23 protein-coding genes and 1 tRNA gene are annotated in these 18,972 nt (G+C 68.1%); 8 read left to right on the top strand and 16 right to left on the bottom strand.

What is annotated here, in order from left to right; translation table 11 throughout:
• The first annotated feature begins 9 nt into the window (after positions 1–9).
• Positions 10–498: a MarR family transcriptional regulator gene (locus V8201_RS10120; protein WP_037534329.1), complete on the top strand. Its 489-nt coding sequence runs from the start codon at positions 10–12 to the stop codon at positions 496–498.
• On the opposite strand, the gene V8201_RS10125 is transcribed toward V8201_RS10120, so the two are convergent.
• From V8201_RS10125 to V8201_RS10145, 5 genes are all read right to left on the bottom strand, one after another.
• Positions 495–1,280, bottom strand: a complete 786-nt coding sequence (locus V8201_RS10125; protein ID WP_336545303.1) for a pyrroline-5-carboxylate reductase family protein — start codon at positions 1,278–1,280, stop codon at positions 495–497. The genes V8201_RS10120 and V8201_RS10125 overlap by 4 nt on opposite strands.
• Positions 1,281–1,291: 11 nt before the next feature.
• Positions 1,292–1,795 (bottom strand): type III secretion system chaperone family protein, encoded by a 504-nt coding sequence (locus tag V8201_RS10130; protein ID WP_037534330.1) that lies wholly within the window; start codon positions 1,793–1,795, stop codon positions 1,292–1,294.
• Positions 1,796–1,892: 97 nt separating this feature from the next.
• Positions 1,893–2,177 carry an accessory factor UbiK family protein gene (locus V8201_RS10135; RefSeq protein ID WP_336545198.1) on the bottom strand — a complete coding sequence of 95 codons (285 nt, stop codon included), beginning with the start codon at positions 2,175–2,177 and terminating at the stop codon, positions 1,893–1,895.
• A gap of 28 nt (positions 2,178–2,205) precedes the next feature.
• On the bottom strand, positions 2,206–2,757 hold the full coding sequence (locus V8201_RS10140; protein ID WP_200870402.1) for a TspO/MBR family protein: 552 nt from the start codon (positions 2,755–2,757) through the stop codon (positions 2,206–2,208).
• Between the two features lie 89 nt (positions 2,758–2,846).
• Positions 2,847–3,581: a TlyA family RNA methyltransferase gene (locus V8201_RS10145; RefSeq protein ID WP_037534333.1), complete on the bottom strand. Its 735-nt coding sequence runs from the start codon at positions 3,579–3,581 to the stop codon at positions 2,847–2,849.
• Positions 3,582–3,779: 198 nt separating this feature from the next.
• Here V8201_RS10145 and V8201_RS10150 point away from each other — a divergent pair, with 198 nt between their 5' ends.
• Positions 3,780–4,451: an RBBP9/YdeN family alpha/beta hydrolase gene (locus V8201_RS10150; protein WP_037534336.1), complete on the top strand. Its 672-nt coding sequence runs from the start codon at positions 3,780–3,782 to the stop codon at positions 4,449–4,451.
• A gap of 6 nt (positions 4,452–4,457) precedes the next feature.
• Here the strand turns inward: V8201_RS10150 and V8201_RS10155 are convergent, their stop codons facing one another.
• The 10 genes from V8201_RS10155 to V8201_RS10200 form a co-directional block, all read right to left on the bottom strand.
• Entirely contained in the window at positions 4,458–4,859 is a 402-nt protein-coding gene (locus V8201_RS10155) for a PIN domain-containing protein (protein WP_336545199.1), read from the bottom strand.
• On the bottom strand, positions 4,859–5,086 hold the full coding sequence (locus V8201_RS10160; RefSeq protein WP_336545200.1) for a hypothetical protein: 228 nt from the start codon (positions 5,084–5,086) through the stop codon (positions 4,859–4,861). The genes V8201_RS10155 and V8201_RS10160 overlap by 1 nt, the downstream gene beginning before the upstream one ends.
• Before the next feature lie 17 nt (positions 5,087–5,103).
• Positions 5,104–5,253 (bottom strand): hypothetical protein, encoded by a 150-nt coding sequence (locus tag V8201_RS10165; RefSeq protein ID WP_271298904.1) that lies wholly within the window; start codon positions 5,251–5,253, stop codon positions 5,104–5,106.
• Complete coding sequence (dxs, locus tag V8201_RS10170; protein ID WP_037534342.1) at positions 5,250–7,175, bottom strand: 1-deoxy-D-xylulose-5-phosphate synthase; 1,926 nt, start codon at positions 7,173–7,175, stop codon at positions 5,250–5,252. The genes V8201_RS10165 and dxs overlap by 4 nt, the downstream gene beginning before the upstream one ends.
• A gap of 54 nt (positions 7,176–7,229) precedes the next feature.
• Positions 7,230–7,697, bottom strand: coding sequence for a Fur family transcriptional regulator (locus tag V8201_RS10175; RefSeq protein ID WP_037534344.1), 468 nt, complete (start codon positions 7,695–7,697; stop codon positions 7,230–7,232).
• 41 nt (positions 7,698–7,738) lie between these two features.
• On the bottom strand, positions 7,739–8,125 hold the full coding sequence (locus V8201_RS10180; protein ID WP_037534345.1) for a MerC domain-containing protein: 387 nt from the start codon (positions 8,123–8,125) through the stop codon (positions 7,739–7,741).
• 247 nt (positions 8,126–8,372) lie between these two features.
• Positions 8,373–10,193, bottom strand: coding sequence for a methyl-accepting chemotaxis protein (locus V8201_RS10185; RefSeq protein ID WP_336545201.1), 1,821 nt, complete (start codon positions 10,191–10,193; stop codon positions 8,373–8,375).
• Positions 10,194–10,298: 105 nt separating this feature from the next.
• Positions 10,299–11,675: a cytochrome-c peroxidase gene (locus V8201_RS10190; protein ID WP_336545202.1), complete on the bottom strand. Its 1,377-nt coding sequence runs from the start codon at positions 11,673–11,675 to the stop codon at positions 10,299–10,301.
• Positions 11,676–11,680: 5 nt separating this feature from the next.
• Positions 11,681–13,396: a phospholipase C gene (locus V8201_RS10195; protein WP_271298907.1), complete on the bottom strand. Its 1,716-nt coding sequence runs from the start codon at positions 13,394–13,396 to the stop codon at positions 11,681–11,683.
• A gap of 275 nt (positions 13,397–13,671) precedes the next feature.
• Positions 13,672–13,755: transfer RNA gene (locus V8201_RS10200), tRNA-Leu, on the bottom strand.
• Between the two features lie 161 nt (positions 13,756–13,916).
• Between V8201_RS10200 and V8201_RS10205 the strand changes: the two genes are divergently transcribed.
• The gene (locus tag V8201_RS10205; protein WP_153810802.1) at positions 13,917–14,087 is read left to right on the top strand and encodes a hypothetical protein; all 171 of its coding nucleotides are present in this window, start codon (positions 13,917–13,919) and stop codon (positions 14,085–14,087) included.
• On the opposite strand, the gene V8201_RS10210 is transcribed toward V8201_RS10205, so the two are convergent.
• Positions 14,060–15,568 (bottom strand): YifB family Mg chelatase-like AAA ATPase, encoded by a 1,509-nt coding sequence (locus V8201_RS10210; RefSeq protein ID WP_336545203.1) that lies wholly within the window; start codon positions 15,566–15,568, stop codon positions 14,060–14,062. The two genes, V8201_RS10205 and V8201_RS10210, sit on opposite strands and share 28 nt — an antisense overlap.
• A gap of 227 nt (positions 15,569–15,795) precedes the next feature.
• On the opposite strand from V8201_RS10210, the gene rpmH reads away from it, so the two are divergent.
• From rpmH to yihA, 5 genes are read left to right on the top strand one after another with little or no spacing between them, the layout of a single operon-like run.
• Positions 15,796–15,930, top strand: coding sequence for a 50S ribosomal protein L34 (gene rpmH / locus V8201_RS10215; RefSeq protein ID WP_031393806.1), 135 nt, complete (start codon positions 15,796–15,798; stop codon positions 15,928–15,930).
• 5 nt (positions 15,931–15,935) lie between these two features.
• Positions 15,936–16,376, top strand: coding sequence for a ribonuclease P protein component (gene rnpA, locus V8201_RS10220; protein ID WP_268747116.1), 441 nt, complete (start codon positions 15,936–15,938; stop codon positions 16,374–16,376).
• Positions 16,373–16,585: a membrane protein insertion efficiency factor YidD gene (yidD, locus tag V8201_RS10225; RefSeq protein WP_081793046.1), complete on the top strand. Its 213-nt coding sequence runs from the start codon at positions 16,373–16,375 to the stop codon at positions 16,583–16,585. The genes rnpA and yidD overlap by 4 nt, the downstream gene beginning before the upstream one ends.
• A gap of 16 nt (positions 16,586–16,601) precedes the next feature.
• The gene (gene yidC, locus V8201_RS10230) at positions 16,602–18,305 is read left to right on the top strand and encodes a membrane protein insertase YidC (RefSeq protein WP_336545204.1); all 1,704 of its coding nucleotides are present in this window, start codon (positions 16,602–16,604) and stop codon (positions 18,303–18,305) included.
• Positions 18,302–18,967, top strand: coding sequence for a ribosome biogenesis GTP-binding protein YihA/YsxC (gene yihA / locus V8201_RS10235; RefSeq protein WP_051583435.1), 666 nt, complete (start codon positions 18,302–18,304; stop codon positions 18,965–18,967). Before yidC ends, yihA begins: the two co-directional genes overlap by 4 nt.
• The last annotated feature ends 5 nt before the right edge of the window (positions 18,968–18,972 follow it).

Raw genomic sequence — 18,972 nt, forward strand, 5'->3', positions numbered from 1 at the left:
CCGGTCAACATGGCTGCCACAGCTCCCACCGCTTCCGCCCAATTTCTCCGCGAGCCCGAACTGCGTCGCGGCATGGAATTGCTGTATTTTGGCCATAGCCATCTCACCCGCTCCGTCGATCAGGGGCTCGCCGCCCAGGGTCTGGGCCGCGCGCATCATCGTGCACTGTATTTCATCGCGCGCAAACCGGACCTGACGGTCAGCGAATTGCTCGGGCTGCTCGCGATCACCAAACAGTCGCTGGGTCGCGTACTCAACGAATTGACCGATCGCAAGTTGGTCGAAACCCGACCGGGCGAGCGCGACCGGCGCCAGCGGCTGCTGCGGCTGACCGAAGAGGGCACGCGGATGGAAAGCGAGCTGTTCGAGGCGGTGCGCGTCAAGATGTCGCAGGCCTATCAGATCGCCGGACAGGATGCGGTGTCGGGCTATTGGGCGGTGCTGGAGGGCATGATCCCCGACGGCGACCGGCCGTTGATCGAAGCGCTGCGCAGCTAGGCGCGCCGCGCCGCCGCCGCCATCTCGCGATTGCGCGCCGCCGCCGCGGCGAGCGTCTCGCGCAGCAGCGGCGCAAGGCCATCGGCGCGATCGAGCACGTCCAGCCCCTGCCGCGTCGATCCGCCGGGACTGGCGACACGGTCGGCGAGCACCGCGGGGCCGACATCCGCCTGCGCCGCCATCTCCGCCGCGCCGCGGATCGTCGCCAGCGCCAGCCGCGCCGCCTGATCCTGCGGCAGCCCGAGCGACGCACCGGCGGCGGCAAGCGCGTCGGCGAAGCGGAACAGGAAGGCGGGGCCGCAGCCGGCGAGCGCGGTGACATCGTCGAACTGCGCCTCGTCGGCGATCCATTCGACCAGACCGAGCGGCGCCATCAGCGCGGCGACCTCGTCACGCGCAGCGGTCCCGGCATCGGCGGCATGGAGCGCGACCACCCCCGCGCCGATCGCGACGGGCAGATTGGGCATCGCCCGCACCACTGTCGCCGCCGGGCAGAGCGGCGCCAGCGTCGCCACCTCGACCCCCGCCAGAATCGAGACGAGCAGACGTGACCTGTGCCCGGCGAGCGGCCCGTCGCGCAAGGATGCAAGCTGCTGCGGCTTCAGCGCGAGCAGGATCAGGTCATAATCCCCCTCGCACACGTCCGGGATCGCCCGCAGCACGCGCACGCCGTCCGGCATCGGACGGCCGCTCGGACTGACGACGGTGACCTCCGCGGGCGACAGGCCGGCGGCGAGCCAGCGGCGCAGCATCGCGCCGCCCATATGGCCGGCGCCGACCATCAGCAGGCGTGTCACGCCTCGCCCTGCGTCTCGATCAGCGCGGCGGCGAGCGCCTCCTTGGGCGTCTTGCCGCCCCACAGCACGAACTGGAACACGGGGTAGAAGCGCTCGCACTCCTCGATCGCCGATTCGACGAGCAATTCGGTGGCGCCGAGCGACATCGTCCCCTCCTCCTCGCCGTCGATCATCGCGGCATGGCGGTAGAGCAGCACGCCCGACGACGACCACAGTTCGAAATGGCCGATCCACAGCTGTTCGTTGACGAGGCCGATCGCTTCATACACCGCGCCGCGCCGGTCATCGGTGACTTTGATGTCCGGAAAGGCGAGGAATTGCAGCACGCTGTCATCCTCGCGCCAGAGCGCGCGCAATTCGTAGCTGGTCCAGCTGCCCTTGACCGTGGCGACGATCTCATCATCGTGACGCTCATGGTCCCAGCCATGCGCGGCATAATAGGCCTCGAGCATGTCGATCGGGGCATCGGGTTCGGATTCGTGTTCAGCGTGGTCGAGCATCGTTACGCCTCTATCGCACGACAAGGCTGCCGAGGCAAAAACGCCCAGGCAACCCCATAGTGGACAACACTGTCGATAAAGCTGTGGAAAACGTCGCTCAGGCCGTGGGAAGCGGGTCCGCCGAGGGGGTAGCGGCGGAACCGAGCTTCGCCTCGAGCGCGTCGAGCCGCGCGCGCAGCGCGTCATTCTCGTCGCGGGCGGCGACCGCCATCGCCTTGACCACCTCGAATTCGTCGCGGCTGACGAAGTCGAGCCCGCCGATCCACTCGCGCGCCCGCGCCCGCGCCCCCGATTCGGCCTCGCGGCCGACGCCGGCGAGCGTGCCGGCGGCACCGTTCATCAGCTTAACGAGATCATCGAACAGGCGATTGTCGGATTGCATTGGATTGGGTCCCGGTCAGCGTAACGTGTCACAGCATCTGGGACGTATGCGCCGCCGGCACAAGGGTTTCGGCATCGGGGTTGAGCTGGCCGATGCGCCAGGTGAGCACACCGGCGAAGCTGATCCAGACGAGATAGGGCACCATCAGCCAGGCGGCGACCGGCCGGATCCGCCCGAACAGCACGGTGGTGATCGTCGCGACGACGAGGATGGCGATGATGACGAACAGCGCCGCTCCGACCTGATGCATGCCGAAGAACAGGGGCGTCCAGGCGAGATTAAGCACGAACTGCACCGCGAAGGCGGCGAGCGCCGCGCCGCGCCCGCGTGCGCCCCGGGCGTGGAGGATCATCGCCACTGCCAGTCCGAGCAGCACGTAAAGCGAGCTCCAGGCGACCGGGAAGACCCAGCCCGGCGGAGTCAGTGCCGGCTTTTGCAAGGCGACATACCAATTGTTGTCGGCACCGGCGGGCACCGCACGGCCCGAGGCGAAACCGAGCAACAGGATCAACGGAACGGTAAAGACGGCCCAGCGCAGGAACGACACCCGCAACTGCCCTTTGGATGCGATACCGCCCACCCGATGCTCCCTAACAATCTGCGCCCCTGCTTTGCCGCGGCGCGCAGCCTTCGTAAAGCACCCGTATCGGTGATCGTTCCCATTGTAGATCAATCACGTATTGCGGCGACCAAATATTCCACATTGCCTTCGGGGCCGGTGATCGGACTCTCGGTGACCCCGGCCACCGACCAGCCCGAAACGCTAAGCCAGTCGACCACCGCCGCGCAGACACGCGCGCGTATCGCGGGATCGCGCACGACGCCGCCCTTGCCGACTTCGTCGCGCCCCGCCTCGAACTGCGGCTTGATCAGCGCCAGCAGCCGCGCGGCGGGCGCCGCGAATGTCATCGGCCGCTCCAACACTTTGGCAAGACCGATGAAACTCGCGTCGCAGACGATCAGGCCGATCGCCTCTGGGATATGCGCGGGGGTGAGGATGCGCGCGCTGGTCTGTTCGTGGACGATGACGCGCGGGTCCTGCCTGAGCTTCCACGCCAGCTGGTTGGTGCCGCTGTCGACCGCATAGACGCGCGCCGCGCCGCGATGGAGCAGCACGTCGGTAAAGCCGCCGGTGGACGACCCGACGTCGATCGCCACCGCGCCGGTAACGTCCCAGCCAAAATGGTCCAAGCCATGCGCGAGCTTGATGCCGCCGCGCGACACCCAGGGATGATCGCGCCCACGCACGTCGAGCGTCACGTCGTCGGCGAGCGCCTGCCCCGGCTTGTCGATCTTGCGCGTCCCCGCGAAGACCAGCCCGGCCATGATCAGCGCCTGCGCGCGCGTCTTCGATTCGGCGAGGCCACGATCGACAAGCATCTGGTCCGCACGCGTCTTTGCCATGCCCTCCCCTAGCGCCGAAGCGCCGCGATCGTCACCCCGTTTGACGGCACCCTCGCCCCGCCGCCTGCCACCATCGGCTGGGCGCATCGCTTATTGCCTATCGGAACGGTAGGATTAAGCTCGGCGTTGGGGATGAGGTAGTGCGCGACGGCTCCGGCCGCTGCCCGCCACCCGCCCGTAACGGAGGGAGATGCAGCCATGACCGGATTTTCCAGTTTCGACAGCGCGCAGCCGACCATCCTGACCGTACCCGGCCTCGGCGGCTCGGGCCCGTCGCATTGGCAGACCTTGTGGGAGGATTCGCGCCCCGATACGATGCGCGTCGAGCTCGGCATGTGGAACACGCCGCATCGCAACGCCTGGGTGACCAAGCTCGACCAGGCGATCGCGCGCGCCGAGGCGCCGGTGATCCTTGCCGCGCACAGCCTCGGCTGCCTGGCGGTCGCCTGGTGGGCGGAGCTCAGCCCGCAGCCTTATGGCTGGCCGGTGGCCGGCGCGCTGCTCGTCGCCCCCGCCGACGTCGACCGACCGGGCGCACCGGAGGAATTGCGCGGCTTCGCGCCAACGCCGAAGACGCCCTTGCCCTTCCCCTCGATCCTCGTCGCATCGAGCGACGATCCGTGGATCGGCATCGATCGGGCGCACAGCCTTGCCGCACAATGGGGCAGCCATTTCGTCGATGCCGGGCCGCAGGGCCATCTCAACGCCGCCAGCGGCATCGGCTGGTGGGCGGAAGGGCAGGAACTGCTCAACCGCGTTATCACCGCGGGCAGCGACGGCCGCGGCCACGCCCGCCCGCCGGGCGACGCGCGCTCGATCCTCGCGATCAACGCAACGGACGCGGCACAGGCGCATTACCTGCACCGCTGATGCGGCTCAGACGGGCGCGAACGGATCGAGGATCCGCACCCGCCCGTCGATGACGAGGCCGTGGTGCATGTCCTCCGAATAGAGCGTGTCGCAGCCGCCGATCACCGCGGCGGCGGCGATCATGCCATCGTAGACGGACAGCGTGTAGCGGTCGGCGAGGCGTAGGCCGAGGTGGTGGAGGTCGACGGTGAGAGTGATGATGGCCGGGCAACGCACGATGACGTCTCGAACCGCTCGTCTGACATCGTCCCAAGCCCAACGATGCTTGCGGCGAAGAACGTTGGCCAATTCGTTCAGCGATTGTGTGCTGATGACGCCACCGTCTTTCACAAGCCTGAAGGCCGTGGCGCTCCGCGGATCAACTCCGAACGCATAGGCAAAAATATTGGAGTCGAGGAACGCCCGCATTAGCGTGCGTTGGCTTCCTCGCGGTCGAACTTGTAATCCGCGGGGAAGGGTCGCGCTAGCCGCTTCATGTCTTCCAAAGCCAGTTCCCGCTGTTCCTCGCTCACAGGGATGACGACCACCCCAGACCGCGCGAATTGCACGTCATCGCCGTCATGCAGGCCGAGCGAGGCAACCACCTCGTCGGGGACCTTCACGACATAGCCGTCCGATGTCTTCGTCAGCTTCATGAGGCCATGATAGCAGCTCAGACCGGCGGCGGCGACTCACCGCGCGCCTGCTGCTCACGCGCCTTCGCGGTCGCCGCCTTCATCATCCGCCACAACCGGACGTTGAGCCCGATCAGCATCACCAGCGCGAGGCCGGTGATGACGACGACCGCGGTCCAGCCCTTCACGCGCGCGCGCCCGCCGGCACCTCGGCGCTGTTGTGGCGGAGCGTCTTGAGGACCGTCTGGACGATATGATCGGCGTCGAGGCCCGCCTCGGCATATTGCTTCTCGGGCTTGTCCTGATCCTGGAAGACGTCGGGCAGCCGCATCGTGCGCAGCTTGAGCCCGCCGTCGATCAGCCCTTCGTCGCTCGCCAGCGTCAGCACATGCGCGCCGAAACCGCCGACCGCATTCTCCTCGATCGTCACCGCGACCTCATGCGTGGTGAGCAGGCGACGGATCAGCGCCTCGTCGAGCGGCTTGGCGAAGCGCAGATCGGCGACGGTGGTCGACAGGCCCTTGGCCTCGAGCACCTCGGCCGCCTTGAGCGCCTCCTCCAGCCGCGTGCCGAGCGACAGGATCGCGACGGTCTTGCCCTCGCGGACGACGCGGCCCTTGCCGATCTCGAGCCGTTCGGGGACGGCGGGCAGGTCGATGCCGACGCCATTGCCCCGCGGATAGCGCAAGGCGATCGGACCGCTATCGTGCAGCGCCGCGGTATGCGTCATATGGACGAGCTCGGCCTCGTCCGCCGCCGCCATCACGACGAAATTGGGCAGCGTCGCCAGATAGGTGACGTCGAAGCTGCCGGCATGCGTCGCGCCGTCTGCGCCGACCAGCCCGGCGCGGTCGATCGCGAAACGCACCGGCAGGTTCTGGATCGCCACGTCATGGACGACCTGGTCATAGGCGCGTTGCAGAAAGGTCGAGTAGATCGCGCAGAACGGCCGCATTCCCTGCGCGGCGAGTCCCGCGGCAAAGGTCACCGCATGCTGTTCGGCGATGCCGACGTCGAAGGCGCGGTCCGGGAAGGCCTTGGCGAAACGGTCGACGCCGGTACCCGACGGCATCGCCGCGGTGATCGCGACGATCGTCGGATCGCGCTCGCCTTCCCTGACCAGGGCGTCGCCGAAGACGTTCTGATATTGCGGCGGACCCGGCGGCGCCTTGGCCTGCGCGCCGGTGATCACGTCGAACTTCTGCACGCCGTGATATTTGTCCGCCGCCGCCTCGGCCGGGGCATAGCCCTTGCCCTTCTTGGTCACGACATGGACGAGGATCGGCCCCTCCTCGGCGTCGCGGACATTCTCCAGCACCGGGATGAGGTGGTCGAGATTATGGCCGTCGATCGGGCCGACGTAATAGAAGCCCAGCTCCTCGAACAAGGTGCCGCCCATCGTCATGCCGCGGGCGAATTCGTCGGTCTTGCGCGCGGCGGCGTGGATCGGCCGCGGCAGGCGGCGCGCGAACTTCTTGAAGATGTCGCGGATGCCGAGGAACTCGCGGCTCGACACGATGCGCGACAGATAGGCGGACAACCCACCGACCGGCGGCGCGATCGACATGTCATTGTCGTTGAGGATGACGACGAGCCGGTTGCCGGCCTGTTCGGCGTTGTTCATCGCCTCATAGGCCATGCCCGCCGACATCGATCCGTCGCCGATCACCGCGATGCCGCGGCCCGGCGTGTCGGCCAGCTTGTTGGCGACGGCAAAGCCCAGCGCCGCCGAGATCGAGGTCGAGCTGTGCGCCGCGCCGAACGGATCATATTCGCTCTCGCTGCGCTTGGTGAAGCCGCTGAGCCCGCCGCCCTGGCGCAGGGTGCGGATGCGATCCCGCCGCCCGGTGAGGATCTTGTGCGGATAGCATTGGTGGCCGACGTCCCACACCAGCCGGTCGCGCGGCGTGTCGAAGACATAATGGATCGCCGTCGTCAGCTCGACGACGCCGAGCCCCGAGCCGAGATGGCCGCCGGTGGTGCCGACCGCCGATATCGTCTCCTGCCGCAGCTCGTCGGCGAGCTGCCGCAATTGCTCCGGTGCGAGTTTTCGTAGCTCTTCCGGGGTGTTGACGGTGTCGAGCAGCGGCGTTTCGGGAAGTTCGGCCATCACCTTCGTCTACGCGCTTGCATCAGAGGTGTCGATTGGTGACCGGTGTAACGATCATGCGCAGTCGGCGCAGCGGCCGCGCACCTCGATCACGGGACGAATCGGTGCAAAACCAACGGCTTGCGCTGCGTTACGGACGCCGCGCGTGACCGAATCGTCATCGAGATGCACGGTTTGCCCACAGGAATCGCACACCAAAAAGATACAGTCGTGCAGGCAATCGGGATGCGCGTTGGCGACGTAAGCATTCGAACTCTCGACCTTTCTTGCCAGATTGGTGGCGACGAAGACGTCGAGGATGCGATAGATGCTGTTGGCGGCGACACGCCGGCCCTCGCTCTTCGACATCGCCTCGGCGATGTCATAGGCACTGGCGGGCTTGGTGAAGCCGGTGAGCGCGGCGAAGACGTTGGCGCGCATCTGCGTCCATTGTTCGCCGGATTTCTCGAGCGTCGCCCGCGCCGCGGCGGTGAGATCGGCGCCTTGCGGCTCGTGATGATCGTGATGCGCGGAAGCTGCCATTCCCGCGATTTAGGAGCCGTCAGGGGCGATCACAAGCCGGGTCAATGTGCCGCCCGCCGGTTCAGATCGTGACCGAAGGCGAGCAGGCCGACGCCGATCACCGTCCACAGCGTCTCGGCGCCGCCGCCGTCGTGCGGCAAGGTCATCGCGCCGGCCATGATGCCGAGCCCGAACGCGCCCATCGACGCGGGCATGACATAGCCGTGATCGAGGATACCGCGACCGAGCGCGATCGCGCCCAGCACGATCGCGATGCTCAACCCGATCTCGTGGAAGATCGGATTGAGCAACAGTCCGCCCGCCGCCGACAGCATCGCGAGCAGCACCGCACTGGCGATGCAATGGACGACGCACAGTCCCGACAGTGCGATCGCGGCGCGATCGAGCCAGGCCCAGCCGAGGCGGCGTACAGGAGTCGAAGCGACCATTGCGGCGCCTATCTAGGCCGATCGCAGGCAGGTTACAATATCACATGTCCGCGCCGAGGCCGATTTCCTGCGCGACGTCGAGACCCCCGCGGGCGCCCTTCACCATAAGAAAGACGGCGTTTTGCGAGACCGTTTTCGGGCTATCCGCACCAACCGATCGCCAGCCGTCGCTACGGCACCTGACATGTCCATGCCGGCCCGACACGGCCAGGCGCATGCGACGCCGGTGCCGCGTCGCGCATAGGAATCAGCGCGCCGCCAGCGCCGGATTATCGTTGCCGGGACGCGCCAGCGCAGCCACCACCGCGGCGGGCGGCATCGTCGGACGCAGCTCGCGGACCGGCGGCGGCATCGCGGACGCGCCCGCCTGGCTCAGCCGGAAGCTGCCCGCGTCGCGCGCCAGCGCGTCCGCCTCCGCAGCGAGCGCACGGGCGGCGGCGGTCGCCTGCTCGACCATCGCGGCATTCTGCTGGGTGACGCCATCCATCTCGCCGACCGCGACATTGACCTGGTTGAGGCCGCGCGCCTGTTCGTCCGCCGATTGGGCGATCCCCGACACGAGGCCGCTGACCTCGCCGATGCGCGCGAAAATCGTCTCCAGCGCCTCGCCGGTCTCGGTGACGAGATCGACGCCGTCGTGGACCAGCGCTCCGGACGCGGTGACCCGGCTCTTGACGTCCTTGGCCGCCTCCGCCGAACGTTGCGCCAGCGCGCGGACCTCCTGCGCCACCACCGCAAAGCCACGCCCCGCATCGCCGGCGCGCGCCGCCTCGACCCCGGCATTGAGCGCGAGCAGGTTGGTCTGGAAGGCGATACCGTCGATCACCGAGATGATCTCGGATATCTCGTTGGACGAGCGTTCGATCTTCGCCATCGCCTCGATCGCGCGACGGACGACGTCGCTGGAATGTTCGGTCTGCTTGCGCACCGTCCGCACGATCGTGTCGGTGCGCGTCGCGCCCTGCGCCGCCTCGCCGACCGAGGCGGTGATCTGGTGGATCGCCGCCGCCGTCTGTTCGAGCGCCGCCGCCTGCTGTTCGGTGCGGATCGACAGATCGTCGGAGGAGGAGCGCAATTCGGTGGTCGACACCTTCACGCGCATCGCCGCATCGGCGACGCGGGTCAGCGCCTGCGTCAGCCGTTCGGTGGATCGATCGAAGGATCGCGCCAGCTCCCGATATTCCTCGGGCAGCCCGTCGCCGATCCGATAGCTGAGATTCCCGTCGCCGAGCTGGCCGAGCGCGGTCGCCAGCTCGCGTACGACGATCTCCTGCTTGCGCGCATTGGCGCGCTCCGCCTGCGCCGCGGCGCGGAACACCTCGACCGCCTGCACCATCGTGCCGATCTCGTCGCGGCGATCGCCGCCGGCGAGGGTCAGCTGGAGGTCACCGCCGGCCATCCGCTGCATCGCCAGAGCGGTTTCGCCAATCGGGCGCAACACCGCCCGCAACAGATACAGGATGCCGGCGATCGTCGCGGCGATCAGCAACAGCCCGATCAGCGTCAGCAGCGCGATCGCCCGGCCGAGCGTATAGGCATTATGCGCCATCAGGTCGCTTCTGACCCGGTTCGCCGCCGTCACCACCCGATCGATGGCATGGCGATGCCTGTCGTACAGGGCCGTCAGCCGCATATAGCTCTGCGACGCGGCCTGCCGATCGCCGCGGTGCAAGGCCGGCAGCATGACCTGATCGAGCTTGGTCCAGAATTGGTCGGCGGCGGCCGTTGCCTGTTGGAACGGGGCGCCGATCGCGGTCGTGCTGAGCTGCGATGCCTGCCACCGCGCGACGCTGACCCGGAAGTCGCGCTCCTTGCGCGCCAACACGGCTTCGTGGCGGGCGAGCGCGGCCGGGTTGCGTGCCAGCAACGTCGTCTCCAGAAAGGCTTCGACGATATAGGCGGGCGGCGGCAATACATCCGCATCCAGCTCGCTGATCTCGTGATTGCGCGCCTGGATCGGACCGCCGACGCGGATCGTGTTGATCTCCACCCCGGCGATGATGCCGCACACGATCACCGAGACGATCGCGATCGTGCCGGCGATCTGGCATCTGCGTTGAATATCCATGCCTTGCCCCCGCCGCGTTCGCGGCCTCTGCCGAAAACATCATCCCGACCGGTCCACCCGCGCAGCCGCGCCCGATCTTAATCTACTATAGAGGCGAACACCCCCTCAGGGCGGCGGGGATGCACCATCGTCGAGCGTGCCGAGAAAGGCGATGATCGCCGCGATCTCCACGTCGGTCAGCGGCGGCGTGTCACCGCGACGGCGGCCGAACGGCGCGTCGCCACGATCGATATTCGCCCAGTAGCGCCGCGGCAGATCGTCGGGGACGCCATGCGGGTAGACGCGCTGCGGCGCGACGTCGCGCCAATTGTAGAAGTCGAGCACCTGCCGCAGGCTGCGATAGCGGCCGTTGTGGAAATAGACACCGCGCCGCGCACTGTTGCGCAGCGTCGGCGTCAGGAACATGCCGCAATAATCCGTCTGCCTGGCGAGATCGGTACGGAGCGGCCCGCACAGCCCCAGGTCGACGAAATGCGGATCGCGATTGGCGGGCACCGCCGGATTGCGCGGCACCGCGAGCGCTTCATATTCGCTGTCGGTGAACAGCGGCGGCAGGCCGTCCGCCGTCGGCCGGCTGATATGGCAGGCCGCGCAATTGCCCTTGGCGGGATCGTTGAACAGCCGCAGCCCGCGCATCTCCTGGCGGCTGAGCCGCGTCTTGCCCTCCAGCCAACGGTCGTAGCGGCTGTCGAACCGGTGGAAGGCGGGGTCCTCGATCTGATAGCGCGACACCGCCGACATCGCCTCGGCGAAGAGCAGCGGCGGATTGCGGACGATCGCAGCGCCGAACAGCGGCCGCAGCGCCTCGCCATAACCGGCGCGCAGCAGCTTGTTGACCACCGTCGCGGTATCGGGATTGGCCATCTCGTTGGGATTGAGCAGCGGCCCGGCGGCCTGATCCATCAGCGTATCGGCACGCCCGTCCCAGAACAGCCCGCCATGCGGCACCATCGCGGGCCCGGCCGCCACGCTCGCCTGTTTGGGGGCGCGCGGTCCGGCCGGCGCCGGAGGCTGCGCCGCTGGATCGGGCGGCGGCGCATCGTCGTCGACTGCCGGGCCGATGCCGAACGGCTCCTGCCGGTAGAGATAGGCGAGCGACGGCGGCGGTCGCAGGCCCTGCGCCACCATCGTCATGCCGCCCGGCTGCAGCAGCTGGCCGTCGGGCGGGCCGAAGCTGCGCGCCGGGCTGTGGCACGAGGCACAGGACTGGCGGCCCGACGCCGACAGGCTGCGGTCGTAGAAGATGCGCCGACCGATCTGCGCGAGTGCGCTGAGCGGCTGCGCCGGCGGACGCAGCAGCGTCACCGGGTGCGGATTGAACCCGGTGACGTCCTGCAGCACGTCGCCGAACAGCGCCGGCGCCCGCTCGGGGTGCTGCACGAAGATACCGCCCGCGCCGACCAGCGATGCCAGCAACACCGTTGCGGCGAGCATGAGGGCGACGCGGCCGGTCCGGCGCAGCGACGCGGCGTCGCGCGTCATGATGGTCACATCGCCGGCGCGGCGGCGACCTTCGTGCCGGTGGTCGGATCGAGGAACAGCGGCGTCAGATGCGGCGCATTGGTGAAGTCGAACATATTGAGTATCTTGCCCGCATTGGCATCGTTCGACCCGCCACCGATCCGCGCGTCCTTGAGCCAATTATATTCGATGAAGCGCAGCACCGATGACTGGGTGATCGGCGTCGAGTCGACGTAATTGACCCGCGACCAGGGCGAGATGACGAGGAAGGGAATGCGCGATCCCGGCCCGCAGCGGCCGTTGACCGGCTTGCCGGTCAGACCGACGCCCTGCACCGCGCCGAGCCCGTCGCACTTGCCGGGGGCGGTCATCTGATCGACCGTCGCGTCGAAGGACGAGGTGAGGATGTTGGGCGAGCGGTGATCGTACCAGCCGTCCGAATCGTCATAGAGGATCAGCACCGCGGTGCTCTTCCAGTCGGGCTGCTGCTGGAGGAAGTTGAGCGTGTTGACGAGGAAGGTCTGCTCGTCGAGCGGGTTGGAATTGCCGGGATGGCCGTCGCCGATCGCCTGCGCCTTGAGGTAGCTGACCGAGGGGAAGTTGCCGGCCTTCACCGCGGCGATGAAGTCGTTCAAGTCATATTGGTGGTGGACCGGGGTGGCCGACCCGGCGGCATCGAGCGTCGGTTCGGTATGGCCGATCATCGCCACCGAACTCGGCCGCGTATGTTTGAGGTTGGCGGTCGAGGCGAAATACTGGAACCAGGCGTGGTGCGGCTTGTAGTCGACGACGCTGCGGCTGGTGATCGGCGAGGTCATCGAACGCCGGCAGCCGGTGGTCATGTCCGGATTATGGGCGGTCAGGTCGAATCCGCCCATGAAGCCGCCCCAGGTGATCCCCGCGGCGTTGAGCAGGTCGCCGATATTCTTGCCGGCAAGCGACACCGGCGTCCTGTCCTTGGTGCAGACGTCCCCCGCCGGCTCGGGATCGCCGATCACCGTCCAGCCGCCCTGACCGTCGGCGACCGTGCCGGTGCCTTGCGTCGCGCCGGCATTGGTACCCGCGACGACGTGCAGCGCCCCCGGCGTCGACGGGCCGAAGGTGTCGGTATAGGCATTGTCGCTCATCGCGAAATTCTGGGCGTAGTTCCACAGAGCGGTGACGGTGTTGCCGTCGAAATAGGCCATCACCTGCGCGGCGGTGCCGAACGCCCCCGACCCCGGCTTATTCTGGTTGCTGCGCCCGGTATAGGCGACGAACGAGTCCATCCGGCCGTTGTTGCTGGCCAGCTGTTCGGCGAGATAATTGTGGTTCTGGCTGGTCGTATCGGCCTGCGCGCGATCGATGCGGAACGGGTTCATCAGCTCCGGCGCGACGGACGTCTTGAGGTTCGCGGCGCTGGTCGTGTTGGGATTGTTGGTCAGCAGGGTGGTGTTCGCGAGATAGCCGTTGACCCACGGCGTCTCCGCGGCGGCGGTGAACACCGGCTGGCCGGCCGGATTGGCCGCCTGCGGATAGGTGCCGAAATAATGATCGAACGAGACGTTCTCCTGGAAGATGACGACGAGGTGCTTGATCGGCGTCGCGGTGGCGAGCGCATTCTGTTCGGAGACCGCGGGCGAGGCCGCGGCGGTCGGCGCGGGCGTGGCGCCGCCCGACCCGCCGGGCGTATCGGACGAGCAGGAGCTCAGCACCAGAGCCAAAGCGATCACCGCGCGCGATGCGCCACGCCACGTCGTCATCATCGTCCTCCACAAGCATTGCCCGTCGGCGCGCGTCATCGGACGCCGCCCCGCGGGCGCGTCGCAATGCTCATCCGACCTCGACCCCCCGGCCGATGGTGCCGCCCAGAGCAGCGGACGGTGACACGATGATGACGGGTGGGACGGGACTTGCCGCATCGCGGCCGATCGCTGGCGCAAGCTGCGCCAACTTCACCAACAACTTCCGGCAGGTAGACGATAACCTCCGGATCGCATCATTTTGTCGCGGCGGGGCGAAATGCAACGGTCTGGGATGGTGCGGGCGGTCGGACTCGAACCGACATGTATTGCTACGGCAGATTTTGAGTCTGCTGCGTCTACCATTTCGCCACGCCCGCACACCGGCCGCGCGCCGACGCGGCGCGTCGGTGGCAAGGTCGCGGCGGTAGCGGCATGACGGGCGGTTCGCAAGCTGCTTGACGCGGACTGATCCATGTCGTTGTGATCGATCAGGGTCCGTGGTTTCCTCGCCGCCTCTCTGGCCGGTGGGGTGACCGGAATGTCGGACCAACAGGACACGCTCGAGGCGCGCGTCGTCGCCGCGTTGCAGCGGGCGGATGCGGATCACGATGGCCTGATCGCGGCACTGCTCAGCCAATGCCTCGCGCTGATCCGCCAGCGGCGCCACGCCGCAGCCAGCGATCAGCCGCTCGGCGCGCGCCGCCTGTAGCTCAGCGCCTCGGCGACATGCGCCCGCGTCACCGTCGCCGATCCGGCGAGGTCGGCGATCGTGCGCGCGACGCGCAGCACCCGGCCATGGCCGCGCGCCGACAGCCGCATCGCCCCCGCCGCCTCGGTGAGCAGGGCGCGCCCGGCCGCATCGGGCGTCGCGACGCGGTCGAGCACCAGCCCGTCCGCCTCCGCATTGGTGCGGATCGCATCCGCGTCATAACGGCAGCGCTGGACCGCGCGTGCCGCGGCGACGCGCGCGGCGACCTCGGCCGACCCTTCCGCCGCGGGTGGCAGGGCAAGGTCCGCGGCGCTGACCGCCGCCACCTCGACATGCAGATCGATCCGGTCGAGCAGCGGCCCCGACACCTTCGCCTGATAGTCCGCGGCGCAGCGCGGCGCGCGTGCGCAGGCCAGGCTGGCATCGCCGAGATGCCCGCAGCGGCACGGGTTCATCGCCGCGACGAGCTGGACGCGCGCCGGAAAGGTGACATGCGCATTCGCCCGCGCGACGCTGACCACGCCGGCCTCGAGCGGCTGGCGCAGCGAATCGAGCACCGCGCGCTGGAATTCGGGCAATTCGTCGAGGAACAGCACGCCGAGATGCGCGAGACTGACCTCGCCCGGCCTGACGCGCAGCCCGCCGCCGGTCAGCGCCGCCATCGACGCGCTGTGATGCGGCGCACGGAACGGCCGCGCCCGCGTCAGCCGCCCCTGGCCGAGCGTCCCCGCCACCGACTGGACCATCGACACTTCGAGCGCCTCGGCGGCGTCGAGTGGTGGCAGGATGCCGGGCAGGCACGACGCCATCAGCGACTTGCCCGCGCCGGGCGGCCCGATCATCAGCAGATTATGCCCGCCCGCCGCGGCGATCTCCAGCGCGCGGCGTGCCGTCTCCTGCCCGCGCACCTGGCGCAGGTCGGGACCGGCGGCGGCGGCGTCGACCTCCCCCGGCGTCGGCGGGGCGAGCCGGCCATGCCCCTTGAGATGGTTGATCAGCGGCAGGAGCGCCGGCGCGGCAAGCAGGTCGAGCGATCCCGCCCACGCCGCCTCCGACCCCTGCGCCGCGGGGCAGATCAACCCCTTGCCCTCGCCATTGGCGTGGATCGCGGCGAGCAGCACACCCGGCGACGGCGCGATCCGCCCGTCGAGCGCCAGTTCGCCGACCACCACGTAGTCGGCGAGCAGCGTGACGTCGATCACCGCCATCGCGGCGAGCAACGCGAGGGCGATCGGCAGGTCGAAATGCGATCCCTCCTTGGGCAGGTCGGCCGGCGACAGATTGACGACGATCCGCTTCGGCGGCAGCGCCAGCCCGAGCGCGGAGATCGCCGCGCGCACCCGCTCGCGGCTTTCGGTCACCGCCTTGTCGCCGAGCCCGACGACGTAGAAGCCGGGCACGCCGGGGACGAGCTGCACCTGCACCTCGACCCCGCGCGCCTCCAGCCCGAGATATGCCACCGTCTGCACGATCGCCGCCATCCGCTCACCCCCTGCCCTTCCACCATAGCGGCGTCGCGGGGCGCGACGGTGCGGCGCGCAAGGATCGCCGCACCGTCTTGTTCCGGTAACACACGCGCCCTATCTGGCGGATCATGGCCGAACAAAGCCCGCTCGCGTTGACTTCGTCGGCCCGTCTGGGTAAGCGCGCCCCATCAAGGCCGTCCGCGTGGCGGCCCTTTTCTATTCAGACGATCAGGGAATGAATCATGAAGCGGACCTTTCAGCCGAGCAATCTGGTGCGTGCCCGCCGTCACGGCTTCCGCGCCCGCATGGCGACGGTCGGCGGCCGTGCGGTGATCCACGCGCGCCGCGCGCGTGGCCGCAAGAAGCTGTCGGCGTAATCTGCGTGACGGACGTCGGCGCTGCCGACGTCCAGACGTCCGCGGGCGCGGCGGCACACGCCGATGCCACGATCCGGACGTTGACGTTGCGCCGCGACTTCCTCGCGGCCAATGCCGGGCGGCGCGCACCGATGCCGGGCTTCGTCCTGCTCGTGCATGACCGCAAAGACGGCGATCCGACGATGCGCGTCGGCTTTACCGTGACCAAGAAGATCGGCAACGCCGTCGTCCGCAACCGCATGAAACGGCGGCTGCGTGCCTTGGCGCGTGAGCTGTTGCCCGTCGGCGGCATCCGCGGCGCCGACCATGTGCTGATCGGCCGCGATGGCGGCATCGAGCGCGATCACCATCTTCTGAAGGCGGAATTCGGCAAGGCGCTCGGCAAGATCGCCCGCGGCGAGGATGCGCCGGCGCGGCCGCGCGGGCCGCGAAAGCCGCGCCGGTGATCGCGCGGCTGCTGATCTGGGTGGCGCGCGGCTGGCAATTGGGGCCGTCGCTGATCCTGCCGCCCTCCTGCCGGTATCAACCGTCTTGTTCTGCCTATGCAATCACTGCGCTTCGCCGCTATGGCGCGGCAAAGGGCGGCTGGCTGGCGGCGAAGCGGATAGCGCGCTGCCATCCCTGGGGCGGGTGTGGACCCGATCCCGTCCCTTGAGCTACGGGGCTGTACTTTGAACAAAGAACGTCAGAATTTCGTCCTGTTCGCGCTCATCGCGGCGGTGATCCTGTTCGGCTGGCCGCTGATCCAGGGCAAATTCTTCCCCGTCGCCAATCCGCCGGTGACGAAGATCGTCAACGGCAAGTCGGTGCCGGTCACCACCAAGACCGCCGACCCGACCGCCGACGCCCCCGCCGCGACGCGCAGCCGCCAGGCGGTGCTCGCCGAATCGCCGCGCGTGCGGATCCAGACGCCGACCTTGCAGGGCTCGATCAACCTCAAGGGCGCGCGGATCGATGATCTCGTGCTGGTCAAGTACAAGGAAACGATCACCAAGGATTCGCCGCCGATCCGGCTGCTGTCCCCCGCCGGCGCGCCGGAGGCCTATTTCGCCGGCTTCGGCTGGCGCGACGACGGGCTGAAGCCGCCCGCCGCGGATGCGGTGTGGACCGCCTCGTCGCCATTGCTCGCCCCCGGCCGTCCGGTGACGCTGACCGCCGCCAATGCGACCGGCCAGCGCTTCGCGATCGAGCTGTCGGTCGACGATCAATATATGTTCACCGTCAAGCAGTCGGTGCAGAATGCGGGCAACGCGCCGGTGCCGGTCGCGCCTTATGGCTATGTCAACCGTGTCGGCGTGTCGAAGGACCCCGGCACCTGGCAGATCCACACCGGCCCGATGTCGGTCCATGGCGGCGGTGCGGATTACAGCACCAAGTTCAAGGACCTCGACAAGGCACCCGAGAAGTTCACGACGACCGGCGGCTGGCTCGGCTTCACCGACAAATATTGGCTGACCGCGCTCGTCCCCGATCAGGCGGCGCAGTTCGACGGCCAGTTCCGCGCCGGCGCCAACACCGCCTATCAGGCGGATTACGCCTTCGCGCCCAAGCTGCTCCCCGCCGGCCGCGCGCTGACCCAGACCAGCCGCTTCTTCGCCGGCGCCAAGGAGGTCAAGGCGCTTCAGCATTACGAGAATGATGCGGGCGTCGCCAAGCTCGACAAGGCGATCGACTGGGGCTGGTTCGAGATCCTCGAAAAGCCGATCTTCACCTATCTCGACTGGCTGTTCCGCATGGTCGGCAATTTCGGCGTCGCGATCATCCTGCTGACGCTCACCATCCGCGGCCTGATGTTCCCGATCGCGCAGCGCCAGTTCGCCAGCATGGCGAAGACGCGCGCGCTCCAGCCCAAGATGAAGGCGATCCAGGAGCGCTACAAGGACGACAAGCCGCGCATGCAGCAGGAGGTGATGGCGCTCTACAAGACGGAGAAGGTCAATCCCGTCGCCGGCTGCCTGCCGACGCTGATCCAGATCCCGATCTTCTACGCGCTGTACAAGGTGCTGATGCTGACGATCGAGATGCGGCACCAGCCGTTCGTCGCCTGGATCAAGGATCTCAGCGCGCCCGATCCGCTGACCCCGCTCAACCTGTTCGGCTATCTGCACTTCACCCCGCCGCACATGATCGCGATCGGCGTGGTGCCGATCATCCTCGGCATCTCGATGTACTTCCAGTTCAAGCTCAACCCGGCGCCGATGGACGACACGCAGAAGCAGGTGTTCGCGGTCATCCCCTGGGTGCTGATGTTCGTGATGGCGAGCTATCCGGTCGGCCTGCAGGTCTATTGGATCGCCTCCAACTTCCTCGCGATCCTGCAGCAGCGGGTGCTCTATGCGCGCCACCCCGATCTCAGAATCGCGGCCGCCAAGTGAGCGAGGACGTCATCATCCCCGAGGACGAGGGCTTCTCGCCCGAGCTGCTCGAACGTGCGCGCAAGACCTTCGCCGGGCCGGTGAGCTTCCTCAAATCGGCGCCGGCGCTGGAGCATCTGCCGGCGCCGGTGGTGCCGGAAGTGGCCTTCGCCGGCCGGTCCAACGTCGGCAAATCGTCACTGCTCAACGCGCTGACCGGGCGCAACGGGCTGGCGCGCACCTCGAACACGCCGGGGCGGACGCAGGAGCTCAACTTCTTCGACGTCGGCGCACCGCTTGCGTTCCGGCTGGTCGACATGCCGGGCTATGGCTTCGCCAAGGCCCCCAAGGATGTCGTCAAAAAGTGGCGGTTCCTGGTCAACGACTTCCTGCGCGGGCGCGATACGCTCAAGCGCGCGCTGGTGCTGATCGACTCGCGCCACGGCATCAAGGACGTCGATCGCGAGATCCTCGAAATGCTCGACAAGGCGGCGGTCAGCTACCGGCTCGTCCTCACCAAGGCCGACAAGGTCAAGGCGACCGAACTCGCCGCGGTGACCGACAGCGTCGCGGCGGAAGCGCGCAAGCGCCCGGCCGCGCATCCCGATATCCTCGCGACGTCGAGCGAGGGCGGCATGGGCATCGCCGAATTGCGCGCCGCGGTGCTCGAAGCGATCGGCTGATCGGC

The organism is Sphingomonas kyungheensis (genome assembly GCF_037120395.1).
Classification (GTDB): domain Bacteria; phylum Pseudomonadota; class Alphaproteobacteria; order Sphingomonadales; family Sphingomonadaceae; genus Sphingomonas; species Sphingomonas kyungheensis.